Below are 20,668 nucleotides of genomic sequence, written 5' to 3'. Positions count from 1 at the left end.
CATTAGAAGAGTTTGAAGGAATGATTCATGAGTAAAGATAAACCGAGCGATACCAGCAAAGACGCTGACAAGGCCTTGTACTGCTCCTTCTGCGGCAAGAGCCAGCATGAGGTCAAAAAGCTGATTGCCGGACCGTCCGTCTTCATCTGTGATGAGTGCATTGAGTTGTGTACCGACATCGTTAAGGACGAGGTTGAAGAAGAGGTGCGTGCTGCAAAAGAAGGGCTGCCCACACCGCGTGAAATCCGCGAAACGCTCGACGAATATGTCATTGGTCAGGATGCCGCCAAGAAGATTTTGGCCGTGGCCGTCTATAACCATTACAAGCGCCTGCGCCTGCCACAGGCTAAAGATGATGGCGTCGAGCTTTCCAAATCCAATATTCTGCTGATCGGACCCACCGGTTCCGGCAAGACGTTGTTGGCCCAGACGCTGGCACGCCTGCTCGATGTGCCGTTTGTCATGGCGGATGCCACCACCCTGACCGAAGCCGGTTATGTGGGTGAAGATGTGGAAAACATCATTCAGAAGCTACTGCAGAAATGCGATTACGATGTTGAAAAGGCACGCCAGGGGATTGTCTACATCGATGAAATCGACAAGATCTCACGTAAGTCGGATAACCCCTCGATTACCCGCGACGTGTCGGGTGAGGGCGTGCAGCAGGCACTGCTCAAACTGATCGAAGGGACGGTGGCATCCGTTCCGCCGCAGGGGGGGCGCAAGCACCCGAACCAGGACTTTGTCCAGGTGGATACGACCAATATCCTGTTTATCTGCAGTGGTGCTTTCGAAGGGATCGACAAGGTCATTCGTAACCGCACAGAGAAGACCGGTATCGGTTTCGGTGCTGAGGTCAGTGGCAAAGAAGAAAAAGCCATCACGACCTTGCTCAAGGTGATTGAACCGGAAGACATTATCAAATACGGTCTGATTCCGGAACTGATTGGTCGTCTACCGGTGGTGGCCACGCTTGATGAGCTCGAAGCCGATGCGCTGATTCGCATTCTGACGGAACCTAAAAACGCACTGACCAAGCAATACCAGAAGCTGTTCCAGATGGAAGGTGTTGAGCTGGAGTTCCGTCCGGAAGCGCTGAAGGCCATTGCCCGTCGTGCACTGGAGCGCAAAACCGGCGCACGGGGTCTGCGTTCAATCGTGGAAGCCACCCTCATCGACACCATGTACGAATTGCCCGGCAGCACCGACATCGCCAAAGTCGTGGTGGAAGAAGCTGCTATCACTGGCGACAGTAAACCGCTGTACGTCTTGCAGGAAGGTGCCCAGGCCCAGGCAGGTTAATCTGAATGGCGCCTGGCCGCGCATCTGGGGAGCTCCTTGAAATAGACAGTAGCACCCCCAATTGCGGCAAGGTACCCCGGAACGGGGTGCTCCCCGAAAGAGAACAGAAAGTAGAAGGCCACCGCGATGACCGATAAGATCGAAAACCCCGAAGAGCAACAGGACGACGAGCGCATCGAGGACCAGGAAACTGGCCAAGGCGCAGAGAAATCCGTCTCCAAAGCAGCCCAGCTGCAGCCGGGCGAACAGGTCCGCCTGCCGATGCTGCCGCTGCGCGATGTCGTGGTCTTCCCGCAAATGGTGATTCCGCTGTTTGTTGGCCGACCCAAATCAATCAAGGCGCTCGAACTGGCTATGGAAGACGGCAAGTCCGTCGTGCTGCTGGCCCAGAAATCGGCTGCGGATGATGATCCCGCTGCCGATCAGCTCTATGACGTCGGTTGTGTTGCCAGCATTCTGCAATTGCTCAAACTGCCCGATGGCACGGTCAAAGTGCTGGTCGAAGGCATACGCCGCGTTCGTGTGAACAGCATTGAAGCGCAGGACGATCTGTTCTTTGCGCAGCTCACCGTTCTTGATAGCGAAAACAATGACGACAATGAAGTTGAAGCCATGCGCCGCGCGCTGGTCGCCCAATTTGACCAGTACATCAAGCTGAACAAGAAGATTCCGCCGGAAATTCTGTCGTCCATTTCGGGTATCGAAGACACCGGCCGCTTGTGCGACACCATTGCCGCCCATCTGCCGCTTAAGCTGGAGCAGAAGCAGGAAGTGCTGGAGCTGCTCGGCGTGCGTGAACGTACCGAGCGACTGCTTGGCCAGCTGGAATCCGAAATCGATATCCTGCAGGTGGAGAAGCGTATCCGTGGTCGCGTCAAGCGCCAGATGGAGAAGTCGCAGCGCGAGTACTACCTGAACGAACAGGTGAAGGCCATCCAGAAAGAGTTGGGTGAGGGCGAAGAGGGGGCCGATCTCGAAGAACTCGAGAAAAAGATCAAATCCGCCGGCATGAGCAAGGAAGCGCAGAAGAAAGCCGAATCCGAACTCAAAAAACTCAAGCTGATGTCGCCGATGTCGGCTGAAGCCACCGTGGTGCGTAATTTCATCGACACCCTGGTCGGCCTGCCGTGGAAAAAGAAAACCCGCGTGAGCAAAGATCTGGCGGGCGCTGAAAAGATTCTCAACCAGGATCACTACGGCCTCGAGCGTGTCAAAGACCGCATCATTGAATACCTTGCCGTGCAGCAGCGCGTCGATAAGGTGAAAGCACCGATCCTCTGCTTGGTTGGCCCACCGGGTGTGGGTAAAACCTCACTGGGTCAATCCATCGCCAAAGCCACGAACCGCAAGTTTGTGCGTATGGCCCTGGGCGGCGTGCGTGATGAAGCCGAGATCCGCGGTCACCGCCGCACGTACATTGGTTCTATGCCGGGCAAGATTCTTACCAGTCTGACCAAGGTCGGTGTGCGCAATCCGCTCTTCCTGCTCGATGAAGTCGACAAGATGGGCCAGGATTTCCGCGGTGACCCATCGTCGGCATTGCTCGAAGTGCTCGATCCGGAACAGAACCATACCTTCCAGGATCACTACGTGGAAGTCGACTTTGACCTGTCGGATGTCATGTTTGTGGCCACGGCCAACAGTCTGAATCTGCCGGGCCCGCTGCTCGACCGGATGGAGATTATTCGCCTCTCGGGTTACACCGAAGACGAAAAGGTCAGCATTGCCACGCGCTATCTGCTGCCCAAACAGATCAAGAACAACGGGCTAAAGAAGACCGAAATCACGGTCAGCGATGCGGCCATCCGCGACATTGTCCGTTACTACACGCGTGAAGCCGGTGTCCGTTCGCTGGAACGTGAGCTTTCCAAAATTTGTCGCAAGGTGGTTAAGACCCTGCTGCTCAAGAAGAAGACACCCACAGCCCGCGTACTGGTGACACCGAAGAACTTGGATAAGTTCCTGGGTGTCCGTCGTTTCACCTTCGGCATGGCCGAAAAGGAAAATCAGGTCGGACAGGTGACCGGTCTGGCCTGGACCGAAGTCGGCGGGGAGCTGCTCACCATCGAAGTGGCTTCCATGCCGGGTAAGGGTGTGGTGCAGCGTACCGGCTCCATTGGTGATGTCATGAAGGAATCAGTGGAAGCGGCACGCACGGTTGTCCGCTCCCGCGCCCGTCGTCTGGGTATCAAGGACGACGCGTTTGAAAAGACTGATCTGCACGTGCACTTCCCCGAAGGGGCCACCCCGAAAGATGGCCCGTCGGCCGGTATCGCCATCACCACGGCGATTGTCTCGGCGCTGACCGGCATACCGGTGCGCTGTGATGTCGCCATGACGGGCGAAATCACGCTGCGTGGCGAAGTGCTGGCCATCGGTGGTCTGAAAGAGAAGCTACTGGCGGCCGTTCGCGGTGGCATTACCAAGGCGCTGATCCCGCATGAGAACGTGAAAGATCTGGTTGAGATTCCTGACACCATTAAGGGTCGTATCGAGATCATTCCCGTGAAGTGGATTGATGAAGTTCTGGAAAACGCCCTAGCCTGTGCGCCAGTCGCCTTGCCAGAGCAAACTGAGACGGTAGAAGCAGTACCTGCAACAACGCCTGCCGCTGAAGCACCGGCAATTCGTCATTAATTCAAACAATTAGGCAATAGGGCGAACTAGTGGTATAGTTCGCCCCGTTGTTGAATGACGCGGCGCAATATGCGCTTCGCATCAAGTAATTAGCATCGTCCCCAGCCGCACCCACAGGGTGTACCGGAAGCCGGAATTGCCGGCATCTGTCTGATGGTCGATGTTCTTTTGACCACAGACCATCGCGTTAAACAGGCGCGACCGGTTTTCCTTAATGGGGATAAAAATGACTGAACAAACAAATAGCTCGTTTGCGAGCATGGGCTTGGCTGCGCCTTTACTCAAGGCCATCGAAAACCTGGGTTTCACCCAACCAACACCCGTACAGGCCGAAGCTGTGCCTGCTGCCATTAAAGGCGGCGACTGGATGGTGAGCAGCCAGACGGGGAGCGGTAAAACCGCGGCCTTCCTGCTGCCGGTGATCAATGCCATGATGGCAGACGGCAATAACTCGCCGATCGACCTGCACCGCGTGATCGGCCCGGCAGGCCTGGTGCTGTGCCCGACCCGTGAGCTGGCGCAGCAAGTGGCCCAGGATGCGATCGACCTGCTCAAAAACAGCAAGGGCATTCGTGTGGCTACCGTTATGGGTGGTATGCCTTACGGTAAGCAAATGGCGGGTCTGCGTGGCGCGCTGCTGGTGGTTGCGACACCGGGCCGCCTGCTGGATCTGGCACAACGTCGTCAGATTCACCTGGCCGATGTAAAGACACTGGTCGTGGATGAAGCCGACCGCATGCTGGATCTGGGCTTTGCCGAAGATCTTGAAGACATTAATCACCTGTGCCAGAAGCGTGATCAAACCATGATGTTCTCGGCGACCTTTGCGCCGCGCATCATGTCGCTGGCAGCTCGCCTGATGAAAAACCCGGGTCGTCTGGAATTGGCCAGCGCGTCGGATCGTCATACCCAGATTACCCAATCGCTGCACTGGGCCGACAACCTGATTCACAAAGAGAAGCTGCTTGACCATTACCTGCGTGATGCCGAGCTGGAGCAGGCGGTTGTGTTCGCCAGCACCCAGGTAGAAACAGATCGCCTGGCCGATGCACTGGCCGAGCAAGGTCACGCTGTGGCTGCACTGCATGGCGCCATGCCACAGAAAGTGCGTGCGCATCGCCTGAAGCAACTGCGTAGCGGTCATGTGCGTGTGCTCGTCGCTACTGATGTGGCTGCGCGCGGTATCGACGTACCGACCATTACCCACGTATTTAACTTTGGCCTGCCAATGAAGGCAGAAGATTACGTACACCGTATTGGCCGTACCGGCCGTGCGGGTCGTACCGGTAAAGCCATTACCTTTGCCGAACACCGTGATCGTATGAAGATCCGCACCATTGAAGCGCTGACTGATCAGCGTATTCCGGTGGCTGTGGTGGAAGGCCTTGAGCCTAAAACACCAGAACGCTCGGAGCGCGGTGGTCGTGGTGAAGGCCGTGGTCGCCCGGGTGGTTTTGGTGGCGGCGGTCGTGGCGTCTTCGGTGGCCATGGCCGTAGCGGTGGCGGTGGTCGTTCGGGTGGTTGGGAAAAACGTTCTGATAGCCCACGCGGCGATTTCGGCGGCGACCGTAAGCCACGTGAATTTGGTGACCGTCCACCACGTTCGTTCGAAGATCGTCCAGCGCGCTCATTTGATGATCGTCCTCGTTCGTTTGACGACCGCCCGCGTGAAGATCGTCCGCGCAGCTTCGATGATCGCCCCCGGTCATTTAACGACCGTCCGCGCGATGACCGTCCGCGTTCCTTTGGTGATCGCCCGCGCCGCGAAGGCGATGCGGGTAAATCCTTCGGCGATCGCAAGCCCTGGGGTGACAAACCCGCGGGCAAATTTGGTGATAAACCGGCCGGTAAGTTCGGCGATAAACCGCGTCGTGAAGGTAAACCCTCGGATAAACCCGCCGGCAAATCTTTCGGCAAACCGGGTGGTAAACCCTTTAGCAAACCGGCAGGTAAGCCGGGTGGCAAGGTGTTCAGCAAACATGCGGGCACCGGTGGCCATGGCGGTTTTGGTAGCCGCGGCCACTAAGTAACCCCTTGCACCTAAAAGCATGCCGGTCAGGTTCGCCTCACCGGCATGTTGCTTTTGGGCGCCTTGATTTCTCGCGGCTTGCCCCAAATTGGTTAAAATAATCCGAGTGTGATGAGCACGCAGCAAATAACGAGAAGAAACGAGAAGACAGCCGGCATGAAATTCAAGGACTATTACGAAACTCTCGGCGTTGCCCGCGATGCGTCGGCCGATGAGATCAAGAAAGCATTCAAAAAGCTCGCGCACAAATATCACCCGGATATCTCCAAAGATCCCGAGGGTGAAGAGAAGTTCAAAGAGGTGAACGAGGCGTACAAAACCCTCAAGGACCCGGAGCTTCGTAAAGCCTATGACCAACTGGGTCGTCACAACCCTGGTGAGCAATTCCGGCCGCCGCCCGGCTGGGAGCAGTACGCCCAGGGTGCCGGCTTCAATAATGCCCATGGCGGTGCCGGTGGCTTTGGCGGTGGTGGTTTTGGTGCCGGTGGCTTCGAGGGGGCCGGTTTTGAAGATATCGACCTCTCCGAACTCTTTGCCCAGATGGGGCGCGGGCGTACGCATCGTGCACATGCAGGGCCCGGCGCGCAGGGGGCGCACACCGCCGGTGGACCGGGGTATCAGGCACCGGGTCAGGACTTCGAAGTCACCGCCCACATCTCGCTGGACGATGCGGCCAAAGGCACTACACTTGAGCTCAATCTGGAAATGCCCGAGTACGATGCACAGGGGCGTGTCCATCGCGTCCCCCAGGTATTCAAGGCCCGCATCCCCAAGGGGGCAACGGATGGCCAGAAAATGCGGCTGCCCGGCAAGGGCGGTAAAGGTTTTAATGGTGGCCCGAATGGCGATCTCTATCTGAACATCGCCTTGCACCCGCATCCACTGTTTCGGGCGGATGGCCATGACCTGTTTCTTGATTTGCCCATCACGCCCTGGGAAGCCGCGCTGGGCGCAGAGATCGATGTGCCGACGCTGGATGGTGCCGTGCGTATGAAGATTCCTGCTGGCACGCCGGCTGGTCGCAAGCTCCGGTTGGGCGGGCGCGGCCTGCCCAAACCCAAAGAGGGGCAGGGGGATCTGTATGTCATCGTGCAGATTGCCAGCCCGACGGAGCTCAACGATGCTGAAAAGGCCTTGTATCAGCAGCTGGCTGAAGCATCCACCTTTAATCCGCGCGGTCACTTCGTGGCCGAAGCGCATCGCCAGGCTTGAGGTTGGCCATGACAGAACAAATAACGACATTTGAAGCGACCTGGCTCAGCGTCAGCGAATTCACCCAAGTAGCCGGCTTACAGCAGACGGATGTCATTACTCTGGTGGAAGTCGGCATTCTTAAACCGGTCGGGCAGAGTGTGAACGACTGGGCCTTTGATAATGAGGCCATGACCCTAGCGCGCCGTCTGCGCCGTATCCGCGAGGATTTGGAACTGGATCTGGATGTCCATGCCCTGGCTCTGGGTTTCCGATTGCTGGAGCGCATTACCGAGCTGGAAGCTGCGTTGCGGAGAACACAAACAGCGCAGCTGCAGAATCAGCCGTAATCAGGTATAATATTGCCTGCTTCAGGGAGGGTCGTTAGCTCAGTTGGTAGAGCGTCTGCCTTACACGCAGAATGTCGGCGGTTCGAGCCCGTCACGACCCACCAAAAACAGCCTTGATGCAAAACAATCAACCCGCTCTCGGTAACGACGGCGGGTTTTTTAACGTCCGTAGATTCTGCCGGTATACCGATAAGCTGATAAACGTACTACTGCACAGGATGCCGATGATCATCGCGAATAGTTGATCTGCCATCATGTTGTTCAGTATCCAGGCAAAAAGTGGCAGATAGATCAGTAGCATACTCAGGCCACAGAAGCGTTGTGCGCTGCCCTTGCTCAGGTATTCGCAGAATCCGCTGATCACTGTCGCCACGGCCAGGCTGATCAGCAAACCAATAATTAGGCCGGCAAAACCCAGCGAGAGCCAGAGTGTCAGGTGCGCCATCTCGGATGTTCTATGAGTTTCAGGTTTTCAGTGCGGGTTCGCGAATCGGTAAATTGACGAGGGCCGCTAGCGCAGCCAGTGCCATATCGGCAATCCACATGGCATCCAGATTACCCCATTCCGCCAGTGCCACACCACCCAGATAGGCGCCAAAAAATGCGCCAACCTGGTGGGACAGCATGGAGACGCCAAAGAGAGTGGCCAGATACCGCAAGCCGAAGAGCTTGCCAACAATCGATGCGGTCGGCGGTACGGTGGCGAGCCAGGTAAAACCCAGACCCGCCGCAAACAGGTAAAACGTCCATTCATTTTTGGGGAGCAGCAAGTAGCCGGCAATCAGTAGGACACGACTACCGTACATGGCCGCCAGAATGTATTTACTTTTATAGCGGGCCACACACTGGCCGGCATACAGGCTGCCGAAAATATTGCTGAGGCCGATGATGGCGAGTGCACCACCAGCCACTGAGGCAGGCAAGCCGCATAGACTCACTTCGCCCGGCAAGTGAGTCACTAGAAACGCAATATGAAAGCCACAGGTAAAAAAACCCAGATTGAGCAGAAAGTAACTGGGGTTGCTCAAGGCATCACGGATCGTTTTACCGAACGGGTCGTTGTCCGCCAGGTTGTGTGCGTGGACTTTGGGAATATGCCGGCCGGTGAGTTTGCCGATCAGCGGCAGGGCACTGAGTGACAGCAGTGCCATGGCCCACAGCGAGCCTACCCAGCCAATGCTCTGGATCAGTCCCTGAAAAATCGGAGCGCCAATAAATTGCCCCAGCGAGCCACCGGCATTAATGACTCCGGATGCCGGGCCGCGTGCCTCGGTTGCAATGCGTTGGGCCGTTGCACCGATCAGTACGGAAAAACTGCCGAAGCCGGAACCCATGGCCGCCAGAATGCCCAGTGTGATGATCAGACCCATGCCGGTGAGTAGATAGGGTGCCAATGCACAGCCCAGCGCCAGAAGGACGATACCGGTCACCAGCACGCGGGCTGGTCCGTACCGGTCCGACAGCCAGCCGGCGACCGGCTGTGCCAGACCCCAGCTGAACTGGCCGATGGCCAGCGCTAGGCTGATGCCAACAATTCCAATCTCCGTTGCCGAGTTGATGGGGGATACGAAGAGTCCTAGCGACTGCCGGGTACCCATGGTCACCATCAGGATGCCGGCGGCAGCCAGAGTGACGGTCATGGCGTGGGGGCTAGAAAGCGCTGTATGTAGATTGCGGAACATGATGGAATTCTGGTCTTCCATTTATCAATTTATGGCTGAACCGGTTTGCGCCACAGCGGCTGCAGTGCCCAGAGTCCCAGCAGCGGTCCAGGAAGCAACAGCCAGGCAATCGAGGTGCCCAGTTGGCCGACAATGGCGGTACCCAGTTGAATGGAAATCATCCCGATGCTGAAACCGATAGCGGTTTGTAACGCCAGGGCACTGCCGACAATGTCGGGTGGGCAGGCCTTGGCAGACAAGGCAGAAAACTGGGGTGAATCGGCAACAACCGTGGCCCCCCAGAACAACAGAATCACCAGGAGCCAGGCGCTTTGATCCAGCGGTACAATTGGGAAGAGGGCACAGCTGCTAGCAGATCCGAGCAGGGCGAGCGCTGCCACACGTGCGCTGCCAATCCGTTGGCTTAGTTTGCCACCGAGCATGCAGCTGAGGGTGCCAATACCCAGAACAAGAAACGATAAACCAGAGAGTGCGGGTGTATTCGGTTGCGCCAGGCCGCTAGCGATGATGAGTGCCGGTATCAGCGTCCAGAAGGCATAGACCTCCCACATATGACCAAAATAGCCCAAGGCCGATGCGCGGTACTGGGGAATCGTAAACGCGGTGAGCACATGACCAAGGTGAATCCTTGAGGCACCGGTTCGCCGTTTCAGGTGCGGGCCATCACCCAGTGTGAAGATCATGCCGGCGGCCAGGATGGATAAAGCAGAGGACACCAGTATCGGCGCTTGCCATGGCCAGTCGGCCCCCAAGTAACGGATACCGTGGGGCAGTGCTGTACCCAGGGTGAGCATGCCTAATAACTGAGCCAGTGCCTCACCGGCCCGATCCGGTGCCCAACTCACAATCAATTTCATACCGAGCGGATACACCCCAGCCAGGCAGAACCCCACCACAAACCTTAGCGGAAGCGCTCCTGCTAGGCCGTCGGCAATGATTGCAAAAAGGCCGTTGGCGATGGCCCCGAGAATCGCGAAGACCGTAAAGATCCTACTAGCTTCAAAACGGTCGGCGAGCCCGGTAAGCGAAAACGTCAATGTGCCGACAATAAAGCCAAGCTGCACGGCATTGGTCAGCCAGCCAAGATCGGCTTCGCTGATGCCCCAGGCCAGCATCAGGTTGCCCGCGGCACCATTGGCTGAAAACCATAGCGATGTGCCGAATAGCTGGGCAATCACAATGGTTAATACCGGAGCGCGAGAAAAATTCATCCAGGCATCCTACAGGATCGAACTTGTCAGTTAGCTGAAAGTTTTTGCGAGGAAAGTGGTTGTTGTCAAAGTGAGTTTCACACTTTGTGCTGTGCATATTTACAAATGCGTGGATTTGTTACAGGATGCAAAAACGGTCGCCATAATTATGGCGCACAAACAATCGGGAGACAGAAGTATGAGCAAGCGCGTAGCCTACGTAACGGGTGGTATGGGTGGTATCGGAACCGCTATTTGTCAGCGTCTAGCCAAAGATGGCTTTACGGTAGTCGCTGGCTGCGGTCCGAATTCGCCGCGTAAAGACAAGTGGCTGGCCGAACAGAAGGCGCTGGGCTTTGACTTCATTGCTTCCGAAGGCAACGTTGCCGACTGGGATAGTACGGTTGCAGCGTTTGAAAAAGTTAAGAAAGAAGTTGGTGAGATCGACGTTCTGGTTAACAACGCCGGTATTACTCGGGATGGCATGTTCCGCAAAATGACCCGTGAAAACTGGGATGCGGTTATCGACACCAACCTCAACTCCATGTTCAACGTCACCAAACAGGTCATCGACGGCATGGTGGATCGCACCTGGGGCCGCATCGTCAACATCTCGTCGGTGAACGGGCAAAAGGGCCAGATGGGTCAGGTGAATTATTCCACCGCCAAAGCAGGTATGCACGGCTTCACCATGGCCCTGGCGCAGGAAGTCGCCAGCAAAGGCGTGACGGTGAACACGGTTTCTCCGGGCTACATCGGCACCGATATGGTGAAAGCCATTCGTGAAGATGTGCTGGAGAAAATCATCGCCGGTGTACCGGTCAAGCGTCTGGGGACGCCGGAAGAAATCGCTTCCATCGTCTCCTGGCTGGCTGGCCCTGATGGTAGCTTCTCGACCGGTGCGGACTTCTCGCTGAACGGCGGTATCCACATGTAATCGGTTTGCCGATCATGTGAAAACGGCTCGCTCAGGCGGGCCGTTTTTTATAGGGGTCAGAGTTTACGCAGCCGTTCTTGGTACGCCTCGGTGTCAAATATCCCGCCCGGCTGCTGGGCGTGCCAAACGGTCTCGCCCAAACATTCTAGTAATCGGTGTAGCGCTTCATGTGCATCGCCCAGCTTGGCCGCCTGCTGTTCGAAGATCGCACGAACACCGGGTGGCGAATCGACTGAAATCTGTTCAAACAGTGCCATGTGCAATGAGAGATGCAGCATCGGATTCATGGTGCCCTGTTCGGGTGTCCATTCGCCGGCCAGTGCCGCTTCGGAGTCATCAAGCAGCGCATGATATTCCGGGTGCAAGGCGATCACATCAGCCGCGATGATTTCGGCGCCATCGAGCGGCAGATGATCTCGCTGTTTACGACGTGATTCGCAGAAAAAGTGGCGGACCTGGTCTTTGGTGGGCGTAAAAATCATGGGGTTATTCTACTGGAGCGGGGTCAGTTTCTTGCGGGCGGCTTTGGCTTCGGGTGCACGGCAGAGATCCACGACCGGGCAGCGTTCACATTCCGGTTTACGGGCTTTGCAGATATAGCGGCCCAGAAGAATCAGCCAGTGATGCGCATCCAACAGAAATTCCTGCGGCACATTTTTCAGGAGCTTCTGTTCTACCGCCAGCGGGGTTTTACCCGGTGCCAGACCGGTACGATTCGAGACACGGAAGATGTGGGTGTCCACCGCCATGGTCGGGTGACCGAAAGCTGTATTCAACACCACGTTGGCCGTCTTTCGACCAACCCCTGGCAAGGCTTCCAGCGCGACTCGGTCTTCCGGCACTTCGCCGTTGAATTGTTCCACCAGTATCCTGCAGGTGGCGATCACATTTTTCGACTTGGTCGGATAGAGCCCGATCGTCTTAACGTAGGGGACGAGGCCTTCAACCTCCAGGGCGGCCATGGATGCCGCATCGGGCGCATCCTTGAACAGCTGGCGTGTGGCCAGATTCACTCCTTTGTCGGTGGCCTGTGCCGACAGAATCACGGCGATCAGCAGCTGAAAGATTGAGCTGTATTCCAGCTCCGTGGTCGGGTGCGGATTCTCCGCCTGCAAGCGCCGAAAAAACTCGACACGATCCGCCGCTTTCATGGTGACTGATGCGCCAAGCGGCTTTTAAATTAATGACAACCGCCCGTGCTGACCGGTACTGCCTCGGTCAGCGCACGTGCTGCACTTCTGGCATCAATCCAGTTTTTGGTGGCAATCATGCAGCCCAGCACAATAAAGGCCCCGGGAGGCAGAATGGCCAGAAGCAGGCCCGGGTAATCTTCCGGTAGCAGATGCAACGGGGTTGCACCAGGAATCACCAGGTCGATCCCCGAGAACAGTGTGCCACCACCGATCAGCTCGCGCAGGGCGCCAATCAGTGCCAGGGTCCAGAGCATCCCTACACCCATCATGGCACCGTCAGCGGCCGCCGGTGCCGGGCGGTTCTTGGCAGCAAAGGCCTCGATACGGGCGAGCACAATGCAGTTGGTGATGATCAGCGGAATAAAGATCCCCAGCACCACATATAGACCATGCAGATAGGCGTTCATTGCCAGATCCACAATCGTCACCAGAGCCGCCGCAATCAGAATGAAGACCGGAATACGGATTTCATAAGGAATGAAATGCCGCAGGCTGGAAACGGCCAGGTTCGACAACGACATGACCAGCAGCGTGGCCAGTGACAGCATGACACCGTTGACCAGATTGGTCGTCACCGCCAGCAACGGACACAGCCCCAGAATCTGTACCAGACTGGTGTTCTGCTTCCAGATGCCCTTGTTGGCAATATCCTTGAATTCGGCGCGGGTGATCCACATGATCGACTGTCCTGATTAATTGGTATTTGCCGCTGGCGTAAACAGCACCTGGCGGTTATCCATCACAAAATCCTGGGCGTGATGCACGGCCTTGACCACAGCGCGCGGTGTCACTGTTGCACCCGCGTACGCGTCAAATTTGCCGCCATCCTTTTTGACATGCCAGTCCTGTGGGGTCAAGGTGGTCGGCACGTTGTTGAACTGGTTGATCCACGGCGAATCCTTGTTCTTGTCTTTACGCGGATCGATGTAGTCACCCAGGCCCGGTGTTTCCTTGTGTTCGACGACGCGCGCACCCAGCACCTGACCGCGGGCATTGAACGCCACCAGCAGTTTGATGGCGCCGCTGTAGCCGTCTGGCGCCACCACATCCATCACCAGGGCGGCTGGCTGGCTGTTAAGTCGGGCCCGGTACACCGTGCTCGGTGACTTGGTACCCAGCGCGGGTTCAGCGGGCAAGGTGAGTGTATCGTTCAGCGGATCATTGTTGTACAGGCTCGCCGGCAGGATCTGGTTGAGGACCAGCAATTTTTCATTCCTGGCCGATTGTTCGATGACCGGGCGTGAGAATAGATACACCCAGGCCAGCATCGCCGTAAAGAACACAATAAACGCCAGCAGCGTCAGCGCTGTTTCACCCGAGACGCGGAAGGCGTGTTTTTCGGCAGGCGTGCTCATGCCTTGGGCCCCCGGGTTTTTTCACCGAAGATCGGCGGTTGGGTATACATATCGATCAGCGGCACGCACATATTCAGAATCAGTACGGCAAACGCAATGCCATCGGGGAAGGCACCAAAGACACGGATCAGGTAGGCCAGTGCACCAATCGATATGGCAAAGATCAGTTTGCCGCGCGGCGTGGTGGCACCACTGACCGGATCCGTGGCAATGAAGAACGCCCCGAGCAGGGTAGCGCCCCCCAGAATATGAAAGACCGGATTCGCATAATGCGCCGGGTCAATGGCCCACGCCAGCAGCGCCAGTGTGCCCATGCCAGCGATCAGGCCCGTGGGAATATGCCAGCTGATCACCTTTTGCTGAATGAGCCACAGCCCACCCAACAGCCAGGCCAGTGTTACCCACTCCCAGCCGTTGCCGCCGCCCACGCCGTAAATGGTGTGGTCTTTGAGTATGTTCTGTACGGTCAGCGTGTCATTGCCGGTGGCCAGACGCAGTGTGGTTTTCAGATGGTCCAGCGGCGTCGCCCCGGCCCAGGCATCAATCCGTTGCGGCATAAAAATTGCGGTGATCTGGTCCATGGCCGGTAGGCCACCGTTGGAGAGCGGATGCGGCCACTGCGACATCAGCGCCGGAAAAGAGACGATGCACAGTGCATAAGCCACCATGGCCGGGTTGAACGGATTTTGGCCGAGACCACCATAGAGATGCTTGGCTACCACAATGGCAAACAGTGTACCGGTCACGATCAGCCACCAGGGGGCCATCGGTGGGAAGGAGAGGGCAATCAGCCAGGCAGTGACTACCGCCGAGAGATCGCTCAGCGCCGGGGCTATGGGGCGGTGACGTAAACGCAGAAAAGCAGCTTCGGCAACAACGGCTGTGATGGTGGCTAGTGACAGTTGCACCAGAATGCCGGGGCCAAATAGCCAGGCGTAGATGGCAATTCCCGGCACCAGTGCCAGCAATACCTTCAGCATGATCTTGGTTACACTGATCGGTTGCACCAGATATGGTGACTGCGTCAGGACGTTAGGCATTTCAAAAGACACGGTCTGGGCTCTTCACTGGGTTAGGCAGCATCGCCACCGGTTTTGCCGCCGCTGGTACCGGCATGATGCTCTCGCTTGAGGCGGGCGCGTTCCACCGCGGCCGCAATGGCCGCCTGCTTGGCACCGGCATCCAGCACTGGGTGGTTATCCACTGCAATGGGCGTGGACGCCTGGTTCGGATGGCTCGATAAATCAGGTGCGGCGTCCTCAGTCTTCACAACAGCCTCTGCCGTCGTTGCGGCTGCCGCCTGTTCGGCTTTCTCGGCGGCTTGTCGGGCCGCATTGGCCTTGGCCAGGCGTTCGGCCTTTTCCCGCTTCTCGCGTTCGGCCCGTTCTTCACGGAACTCGAAGCGCTCGCGGGCGGCATCTGCCACCCGCTTCTCGCGTTCTTCCGCCAGGATTTCACTCTTGGCAAAACGGAAGTAATTGACCAGTGGAATATGGCTGGGGCACACGTAATCACAGCAGCCGCATTCAATGCAGTCAAAGAGTTTGTATTTCTCCAGCTGTTCGAACTTGCTGGCACGAGACCACCAGTACAGCTCAAAAGGTTGCAGTTCCTGAGGGCAGGCTGTCGCGCAGCTACCGCAACGGATGCAGGGTAGCTCTTGAGGTTTGGGTGGAAACAGGCCGGGCGCATGCACAATCAGGCTGTTGGTCGCCTTGATCACCGGTGCTTCGGTCGTGGAAACACGGAAGCCCATCATCGGGCCCCCCATGATCACGCCGTCCATGGTGGATTTGGCTTGTGCCAGTGCCAACAGATCCTTGATCGGCATGCCGATCGGTACCGACCAGTTACGGGCTTCGCCCACGGCACCGCTTATCGTCACAATGCGGGAGATCAATGGTTCGCCATAGGTGATCGCACGCCAGGCCGACTGTACCGTCGCCACGTTAAAGACCTGCACACCGAAATCAGTGGCGCGTTTGCTACCGGGCACTTCCTTGCCGGTCAGCACACGGATCAGCTCTTTGGCACCGCCTGTCGGATAGATGGTGGGTACCGTAATTACCTCAACCGGCGCATTCAAAGCTTGCTGTGCGGATTTCAGGGCGGCAATCGCTTCCGGCTTGTTGTCTTCCACGCCAATCAGTACACGACCGGCCTGGACCAGGCGACCAAACAGGGCGCTACCCTGAATGACCTCTGCCGCCTGCTCGCGCATCAGGCGATCGTCGCAGGTGATAAAAGGCTCGCACTCGGCACCGTTGATGATCAGCTGCTCGATCACTCGACCTTGGGGGACCGACAGCTTGACATGGCTCGGGAAGACGGCGCCGCCCATGCCCACAATGCCCATGTCGCGCAGATATTCGCGCACGGCCTCTGGCGTGGCATGATTCAGATCAAAGGGCTGGCATTCAATCCAGGTGTCCTGGCCATCCGCCATAATGACCACGCAATCCGTCGGTAAACCCGACGGGTGTGGAATGATGTGCGGGCCAATCTCCACCACAGTACCCGAGGTCGGTGCATGAACCGCCGCCGACACCCAGCCATCGGCCTCGCCGATGCGCTGGCCTTTGCGGACCGTATCGCCCACTTGCACCATGGGGCGCGGCGTGCCGCCCACACTCTGATGCAACGGCACAATATAGCGTTGGGCCAGCGGCGCCTGGGCAATCGGTAGTTGGGTCGATTGCGATTTGTTCGGATCGGGCTTGACGCCCCCCTTGAAGGAAAAGAGCTTCATGTCAGGCCGCCTGCGCACTTGCCGGCACCGGCACAATGGGGATCACGCGTTTTTTGCTGCCGGGCTTCTGCCATTTCCAGGTGTCTAGCGTGTCGCCCACGGTCTCCATACTGATGCATTCGACCGGGCAGGGCGGGATGCACAGTTCGCAACCCGTACACAGGTCAGCCACAATGGTATGCATCTGCTTGGCGGCGCCCACAATCGCATCAACCGGGCAGGCCTGAATACACAGCGTGCAGCCGATACAAACGTGTTCATCAATCAGCGCAACCTGTTTCGGCTTTTCCACACCATGCTCGGCCGACAGCGGCTTGTATTCTTTCCCTAGCAGCTCGGCGAGTTTGTGAATGTTTTCATCGCCACCCGGTGGGCACTGGTTGATGTCGGCCTCGTCCTTGGCAATCGCCTCGGCATAGGGGCGGCAGCCTGGAAACCCACACTGGCCGCATTGCGTCTGCGGCAGAATGCTATCGATCTTATCGACCAGGGGGTCGCCTTCCACCTTGAAGCGGGTCGAGGCATAACCGAGCAGGGCACCCAGCACCAGGCCGCCCAGCGCCATCACGGCGATTGCGTACAGAATACCGTCCATCTCAGTAACGATCCAGACCGGCAAAGCCCATGAATGCCAGGCTCATCAGACCGGCAGTAACCATGGCAATTGCCACGCCGCGGAAGTAGAGCGGCACATCAGCCGCTTCCACACGTTCACGGACGCCGGCAAACAGAATCAGCGCCATTGAAAAGCCCATCGAGCTTCCTGCGCCAAACAGTAGCGAGGCAATAAAGCCGTTGTCCTGGCTCACATTGATCAGTGGAACGCCCAGCACGGCGCAGTTGGTCGTAATCAGTGGCAGGTAAATGCCCAGGACCTGGTGCAGCATCGGGCTGGTTTTCTGGATCACAAGCTCAGTGAGCTGGACCAGCGCCGCAATCGTGACGATAAACGAAATCGTTCGCAGATATTCCAGGCCAAAGGGGACCAGCAGGTAATGGTCAATAATGTAACTGGCGCCGGTGCCCAGGGTCAGCACAAAGGTCGTCGCTGCACCCATGCCATAGGCCGTGCTCAGCTTCTTGGAAACGCCCATAAACGGGCACAGGCCCAGAATACGGACCAGCACCACGTTATTGACCAGTACCGCACCGATCAGAATGAAGAGATATTCGGTCATCAGCCCACGTTCATAGGGGAAATTACGATGTATGGCGGCATTATCCGCCCCGTTCTGGTGTGCTGCAACACACTTTCGCTATAAGCATATGCACTTTAGTTGCAAAGACCGCAGTTTTTATGCGGTCTTTGTGCATAAACCCTGGCTGTGCTGGTCTAGACGCTGGGCCGATGTTGCTGGCGTCGATATTGAATCATCGCTTCACCAACATCGCGAATCAGTGCAGGTCCCTGGTAAATCAACCCGGTATAAATTTGCACCAGTTCAGCCCCGGCCTGACGTTTGGCAATTGCATCTTCGCCCGAAGCAATGCCGCCGACGCCGATGAGCGGCAGTTCACCGGCCAGCTTCTGGTGCAGGGCGGCCAGAACGGCGGTAGATTTTTCAAACACCGGTTTGCCCGAAAGGCCCCCGGTTTCACCGGCATTCGGGTCGCCCATCACGGCGGCACGCTCCAGCGTGGTGTTGGTGGCAATCACCGCATCAAAGCGGTGGCGGCGAACGGCCGTGGCAATCGCCGCCACCTGCAGGTCATCCAGATCCGGGGCAATCTTCAGTGCCAGCGGCACGTAGCGACCATGGATATCGGCCAGTCGTTGCTGCTTATCCTTCAGGCCGGCCAACAGGGCTTCCAGCGCATCATCCTGTTGCAGGGAGCGCAGATTCTGGGTGTTCGGGCTGGAAATATTGACTGTCACGTAGTGCGCATGGGCATACGAGGCCTCCAGAGCGAGGAGGTAATCGTCATTGGCGCGATCGATCGGGGTGACGGCATTTTTACCGATGTTGATGCCGATAACACCGCCGTTCTTCACAAACTGGCTGGCCTGCACATTGGTCACCAGATTAGCCACGCCCTGGTTATTAAAACCGAAACGATTGATCAGGGCACCATGAGCGGGCAGACGAAACAGACGCGGTTGCGGGTTACCCGGTTGTGGCTTCGGTGTCACCGTCCCAATCTCGATAAAACCGAAGCCCATTGCCGCCAGGCCGTCAATATGCGCACCATCCTTATCCAGACCCGCGGCCAGACCCACCCGATTCGGGAATTGAATGCCCATCACCGTGACCGGATCCGACGGCAGTGTCTGCTTCAGCACGCCCAGACGCGATGCCTGATCCAGGGCGTTCAGGCTCAGATTGTGGGCGGTTTCCGGCGGCAGACTAAAGAGCAGGGGACGGAGCAGCGGGTAAAGGTTCATGGTGTCTCAAGGTCGCCGTCAGGGCGCCCGTAAAGTTGATCGGCACAACCCGGCATTTTAATCCAGCACCCGTCGTCCAGCATCTCCATGGGCTGAAATCGCGCTTTGTAGGCCATCTTTTTACTTTCGGCGATCCAGTAACCCAGATAAAGATAAGGCAGGTTGTTGTACTGACACTGAATGATCTGCCAGAGGATGCCATAGGTGCCGTAGCTGGCCTTGGCATCGTTCGGATCGTAAAAGGTATAGACCGCAGAGAGCCCATCACCCAATACATCCATCACGGACACCATGACCAGGCGTCCCTCGACCCGAAACTCGATGAGACGGGTATCGACCCCGCTGCTCAGCAAAAACTGCGTGTACTGATCCGCATCATCGTCATCCATGCCGCCTTGGGGATGACGCGACTGCTGATAAGCGCGATACAACGCATAGTGTTCCGGATCAAAAGCCAGCGTGCGTTCCCGCACCTGCATGAACCCCGCCTGGTTGAAACGATTGACGATCTTGCGCTGGGTGCGGTCTGGCACAAAGTCCCGGGCAAGCACACGCACCGCAATGCAGCGCTGACAGCCATCGCAATGCGGGCGATAGGTAAACTGACCACTGCGCCGGAAGCCGCGCTGGATCAGCGTACTGTAGGCCTGGTCGTCAATGTGCTCCGGCGGAATCGCCACTTGCGAACGAGCCTGTCGGCCGGGCAAATAGCTGCAATCGTAGGGGGCAGTGGTGTAGAAATGAATCAGTGCTTCGGACATGGTCTCGTGACCTCGAAAACACTTCAACAAAAACGCCGCCGGTCAGTAACGCGGGCGGCGTTTTGTGGCGCGTACGCTGCAATTAAAAAGACAGCGCACGGCTCGGTGCGGCAGACACCCCATCCAGACGGCGGGCACCATTATATTTATTGACCCAGTAAGACTGCTGCATATTCTCGACGCGGATTTCTGCACCCGGCTTCGGTGCATGGACGAACTGGTTATTGCCGAGGTAAATGCCTACATGCGAATAAGCGCGACGCATGGTGTTAAAGAACACCAGATCGCCGGGCTTCAGCTCTTCAGCACTGACATTGGTACCCACGTGCGCCTGTTCGGCAGCCGTGCGGGGGAGGTCGATGCCATTCGAATCCAGAAAAACGAGACGCGTAAAACCACTGCAATCCAGACCGGATTCGACAGTGTTGCCGCCACGGCGATAGGGCACGCCCACGAACTCCAGACCTTTAATCACCAGATCCTGAATGTTCACGGTATAGCGGTGCAACAGACCCGGCTTCTCCAGCTCGTCGGCACGGACGGCGGTGGATACAGGGATCAGGGCACTCGTCAGGGTAATGGCTGTCACAGCCTGAACCAGGACTTTGCGCGGTAGCTGAATCGCTTTGCGAGGGGATTTCACCTTTTGCATGAGGTTTACTGTAACGCAAACCTCTGTCTAGGGCAAGCCTTTCTTTCGTTCGCTTTCTGGCACGCTTTGAGGGTATGGGCTCATGTCGAGCTGCCCAATTATTGGGCATCTAACGACCCATTTCAGAGCAAAAATCAACTCTTTTATAAGAGTTCGTGAATTTTGCGCCAAACCCTCTCGCTTCTGGGGTCACCTTGTGTTACAAATCAGCTTTGCGCCGTATTATTCCGGCAGCTGTCTTTTGTCTGCCGTCCCCC

The 20,668-nt window shown here is 57.2% G+C and carries 20 protein-coding genes and 1 tRNA gene; 7 read left to right on the top strand and 14 right to left on the bottom strand.

From position 1 onward, the window contains the following. Positions 1-27: 27 nt before the first annotated feature. The 6 genes from clpX to AC3GOJ_RS03130 all read left to right on the top strand — a co-directional run bounded on the left by clpX (position 28) and on the right by AC3GOJ_RS03130 (position 7,613). Positions 28-1,302 carry an ATP-dependent protease ATP-binding subunit ClpX gene (gene clpX, locus AC3GOJ_RS03155; protein WP_488236011.1) on the top strand — a complete coding sequence of 425 codons (1,275 nt, stop codon included), beginning with the start codon at positions 28-30 and terminating at the stop codon, positions 1,300-1,302. A gap of 261 nt (positions 1,303-1,563) precedes the next feature. Then, positions 1,564-3,939 carry an endopeptidase La gene (gene lon, locus AC3GOJ_RS03150; RefSeq protein WP_488236125.1) on the top strand — a complete coding sequence of 792 codons (2,376 nt, stop codon included), beginning with the start codon at positions 1,564-1,566 and terminating at the stop codon, positions 3,937-3,939. Between the two features lie 226 nt (positions 3,940-4,165). Next, the gene (locus AC3GOJ_RS03145; RefSeq protein WP_488236010.1) at positions 4,166-5,965 is read left to right on the top strand and encodes a DEAD/DEAH box helicase; all 1,800 of its coding nucleotides are present in this window, start codon (positions 4,166-4,168) and stop codon (positions 5,963-5,965) included. A 159-nt stretch (positions 5,966-6,124) separates the two neighbouring features. After that, positions 6,125-7,180: a DnaJ C-terminal domain-containing protein gene (locus AC3GOJ_RS03140; protein WP_488236009.1), complete on the top strand. Its 1,056-nt coding sequence runs from the start codon at positions 6,125-6,127 to the stop codon at positions 7,178-7,180. Positions 7,181-7,188: 8 nt separating this feature from the next. After that, positions 7,189-7,509 (top strand): chaperone modulator CbpM, encoded by a 321-nt coding sequence (locus AC3GOJ_RS03135; protein ID WP_488236008.1) that lies wholly within the window; start codon positions 7,189-7,191, stop codon positions 7,507-7,509. Positions 7,510-7,537: 28 nt separating this feature from the next. Continuing rightward, a tRNA-Val gene (locus tag AC3GOJ_RS03130) sits at positions 7,538-7,613 on the top strand. Between the two features lie 23 nt (positions 7,614-7,636). Here AC3GOJ_RS03130 and AC3GOJ_RS03125 read toward each other — a convergent pair. Genes AC3GOJ_RS03125 through AC3GOJ_RS03115 form a run of 3 tightly spaced genes read right to left on the bottom strand, consistent with a single transcriptional unit; the run spans position 7,637 to position 10,402 of the window. After that, complete coding sequence (locus AC3GOJ_RS03125; RefSeq protein ID WP_488236007.1) at positions 7,637-7,954, bottom strand: hypothetical protein; 318 nt, start codon at positions 7,952-7,954, stop codon at positions 7,637-7,639. Positions 7,955-7,973: 19 nt separating this feature from the next. Continuing rightward, positions 7,974-9,212, bottom strand: a complete 1,239-nt coding sequence (locus AC3GOJ_RS03120) for an MFS transporter (RefSeq protein ID WP_488236006.1) — start codon at positions 9,210-9,212, stop codon at positions 7,974-7,976. Between the two features lie 8 nt (positions 9,213-9,220). After that, complete coding sequence (locus AC3GOJ_RS03115) at positions 9,221-10,402, bottom strand: MFS transporter (RefSeq protein ID WP_488236005.1); 1,182 nt, start codon at positions 10,400-10,402, stop codon at positions 9,221-9,223. A gap of 178 nt (positions 10,403-10,580) precedes the next feature. Here AC3GOJ_RS03115 and AC3GOJ_RS03110 point away from each other — a divergent pair, with 178 nt between their 5' ends. Then, positions 10,581-11,318: a 3-ketoacyl-ACP reductase gene (locus AC3GOJ_RS03110; protein WP_488236004.1), complete on the top strand. Its 738-nt coding sequence runs from the start codon at positions 10,581-10,583 to the stop codon at positions 11,316-11,318. A 56-nt stretch (positions 11,319-11,374) separates the two neighbouring features. Here the strand turns inward: AC3GOJ_RS03110 and AC3GOJ_RS03105 are convergent, their stop codons facing one another. From AC3GOJ_RS03105 to AC3GOJ_RS03055, 11 genes are all read right to left on the bottom strand, one after another. After that, entirely contained in the window at positions 11,375-11,800 is a 426-nt protein-coding gene (locus AC3GOJ_RS03105; protein WP_488236003.1) for a DUF1841 family protein, read from the bottom strand. A gap of 9 nt (positions 11,801-11,809) precedes the next feature. Then, the gene (gene nth / locus AC3GOJ_RS03100) at positions 11,810-12,469 is read right to left on the bottom strand and encodes an endonuclease III (RefSeq protein WP_488236002.1); all 660 of its coding nucleotides are present in this window, start codon (positions 12,467-12,469) and stop codon (positions 11,810-11,812) included. Between the two features lie 29 nt (positions 12,470-12,498). Then, on the bottom strand, positions 12,499-13,188 hold the full coding sequence (locus tag AC3GOJ_RS03095) for an electron transport complex subunit E (protein WP_488236001.1): 690 nt from the start codon (positions 13,186-13,188) through the stop codon (positions 12,499-12,501). A 15-nt stretch (positions 13,189-13,203) separates the two neighbouring features. Next, positions 13,204-13,866, bottom strand: a complete 663-nt coding sequence (gene rsxG, locus AC3GOJ_RS03090; RefSeq protein WP_488236000.1) for an electron transport complex subunit RsxG — start codon at positions 13,864-13,866, stop codon at positions 13,204-13,206. Continuing rightward, on the bottom strand, positions 13,863-14,894 hold the full coding sequence (locus tag AC3GOJ_RS03085; protein ID WP_488236124.1) for an RnfABCDGE type electron transport complex subunit D: 1,032 nt from the start codon (positions 14,892-14,894) through the stop codon (positions 13,863-13,865). The genes rsxG and AC3GOJ_RS03085 overlap by 4 nt, the downstream gene beginning before the upstream one ends. A gap of 44 nt (positions 14,895-14,938) precedes the next feature. After that, positions 14,939-16,615, bottom strand: coding sequence for an electron transport complex subunit RsxC (gene rsxC, locus AC3GOJ_RS03080; protein ID WP_488235999.1), 1,677 nt, complete (start codon positions 16,613-16,615; stop codon positions 14,939-14,941). Position 16,616: 1 nt separating this feature from the next. Continuing rightward, positions 16,617-17,201 carry an electron transport complex subunit RsxB gene (rsxB, locus tag AC3GOJ_RS03075; protein WP_488236123.1) on the bottom strand — a complete coding sequence of 195 codons (585 nt, stop codon included), beginning with the start codon at positions 17,199-17,201 and terminating at the stop codon, positions 16,617-16,619. Between the two features lie 10 nt (positions 17,202-17,211). Then, positions 17,212-17,793: an electron transport complex subunit RsxA gene (rsxA, locus tag AC3GOJ_RS03070; protein WP_488235998.1), complete on the bottom strand. Its 582-nt coding sequence runs from the start codon at positions 17,791-17,793 to the stop codon at positions 17,212-17,214. A gap of 155 nt (positions 17,794-17,948) precedes the next feature. After that, positions 17,949-18,998, bottom strand: coding sequence for a quinone-dependent dihydroorotate dehydrogenase (locus AC3GOJ_RS03065; protein WP_488235997.1), 1,050 nt, complete (start codon positions 18,996-18,998; stop codon positions 17,949-17,951). After that, positions 18,995-19,759 carry an arginyltransferase gene (locus tag AC3GOJ_RS03060; RefSeq protein ID WP_488235996.1) on the bottom strand — a complete coding sequence of 255 codons (765 nt, stop codon included), beginning with the start codon at positions 19,757-19,759 and terminating at the stop codon, positions 18,995-18,997. The genes AC3GOJ_RS03065 and AC3GOJ_RS03060 overlap by 4 nt, the downstream gene beginning before the upstream one ends. A gap of 82 nt (positions 19,760-19,841) precedes the next feature. After that, positions 19,842-20,411, bottom strand: a complete 570-nt coding sequence (locus AC3GOJ_RS03055; protein WP_488235995.1) for a C40 family peptidase — start codon at positions 20,409-20,411, stop codon at positions 19,842-19,844. Positions 20,412-20,668 lie beyond the last annotated feature (257 nt).

It is taken from the genome of Fluviibacter sp. (genome assembly GCF_057744235.1).
Note: the sequence above shows the minus strand (reverse complement) of the source record. Positions and strands in the feature narration are given on the sequence as shown.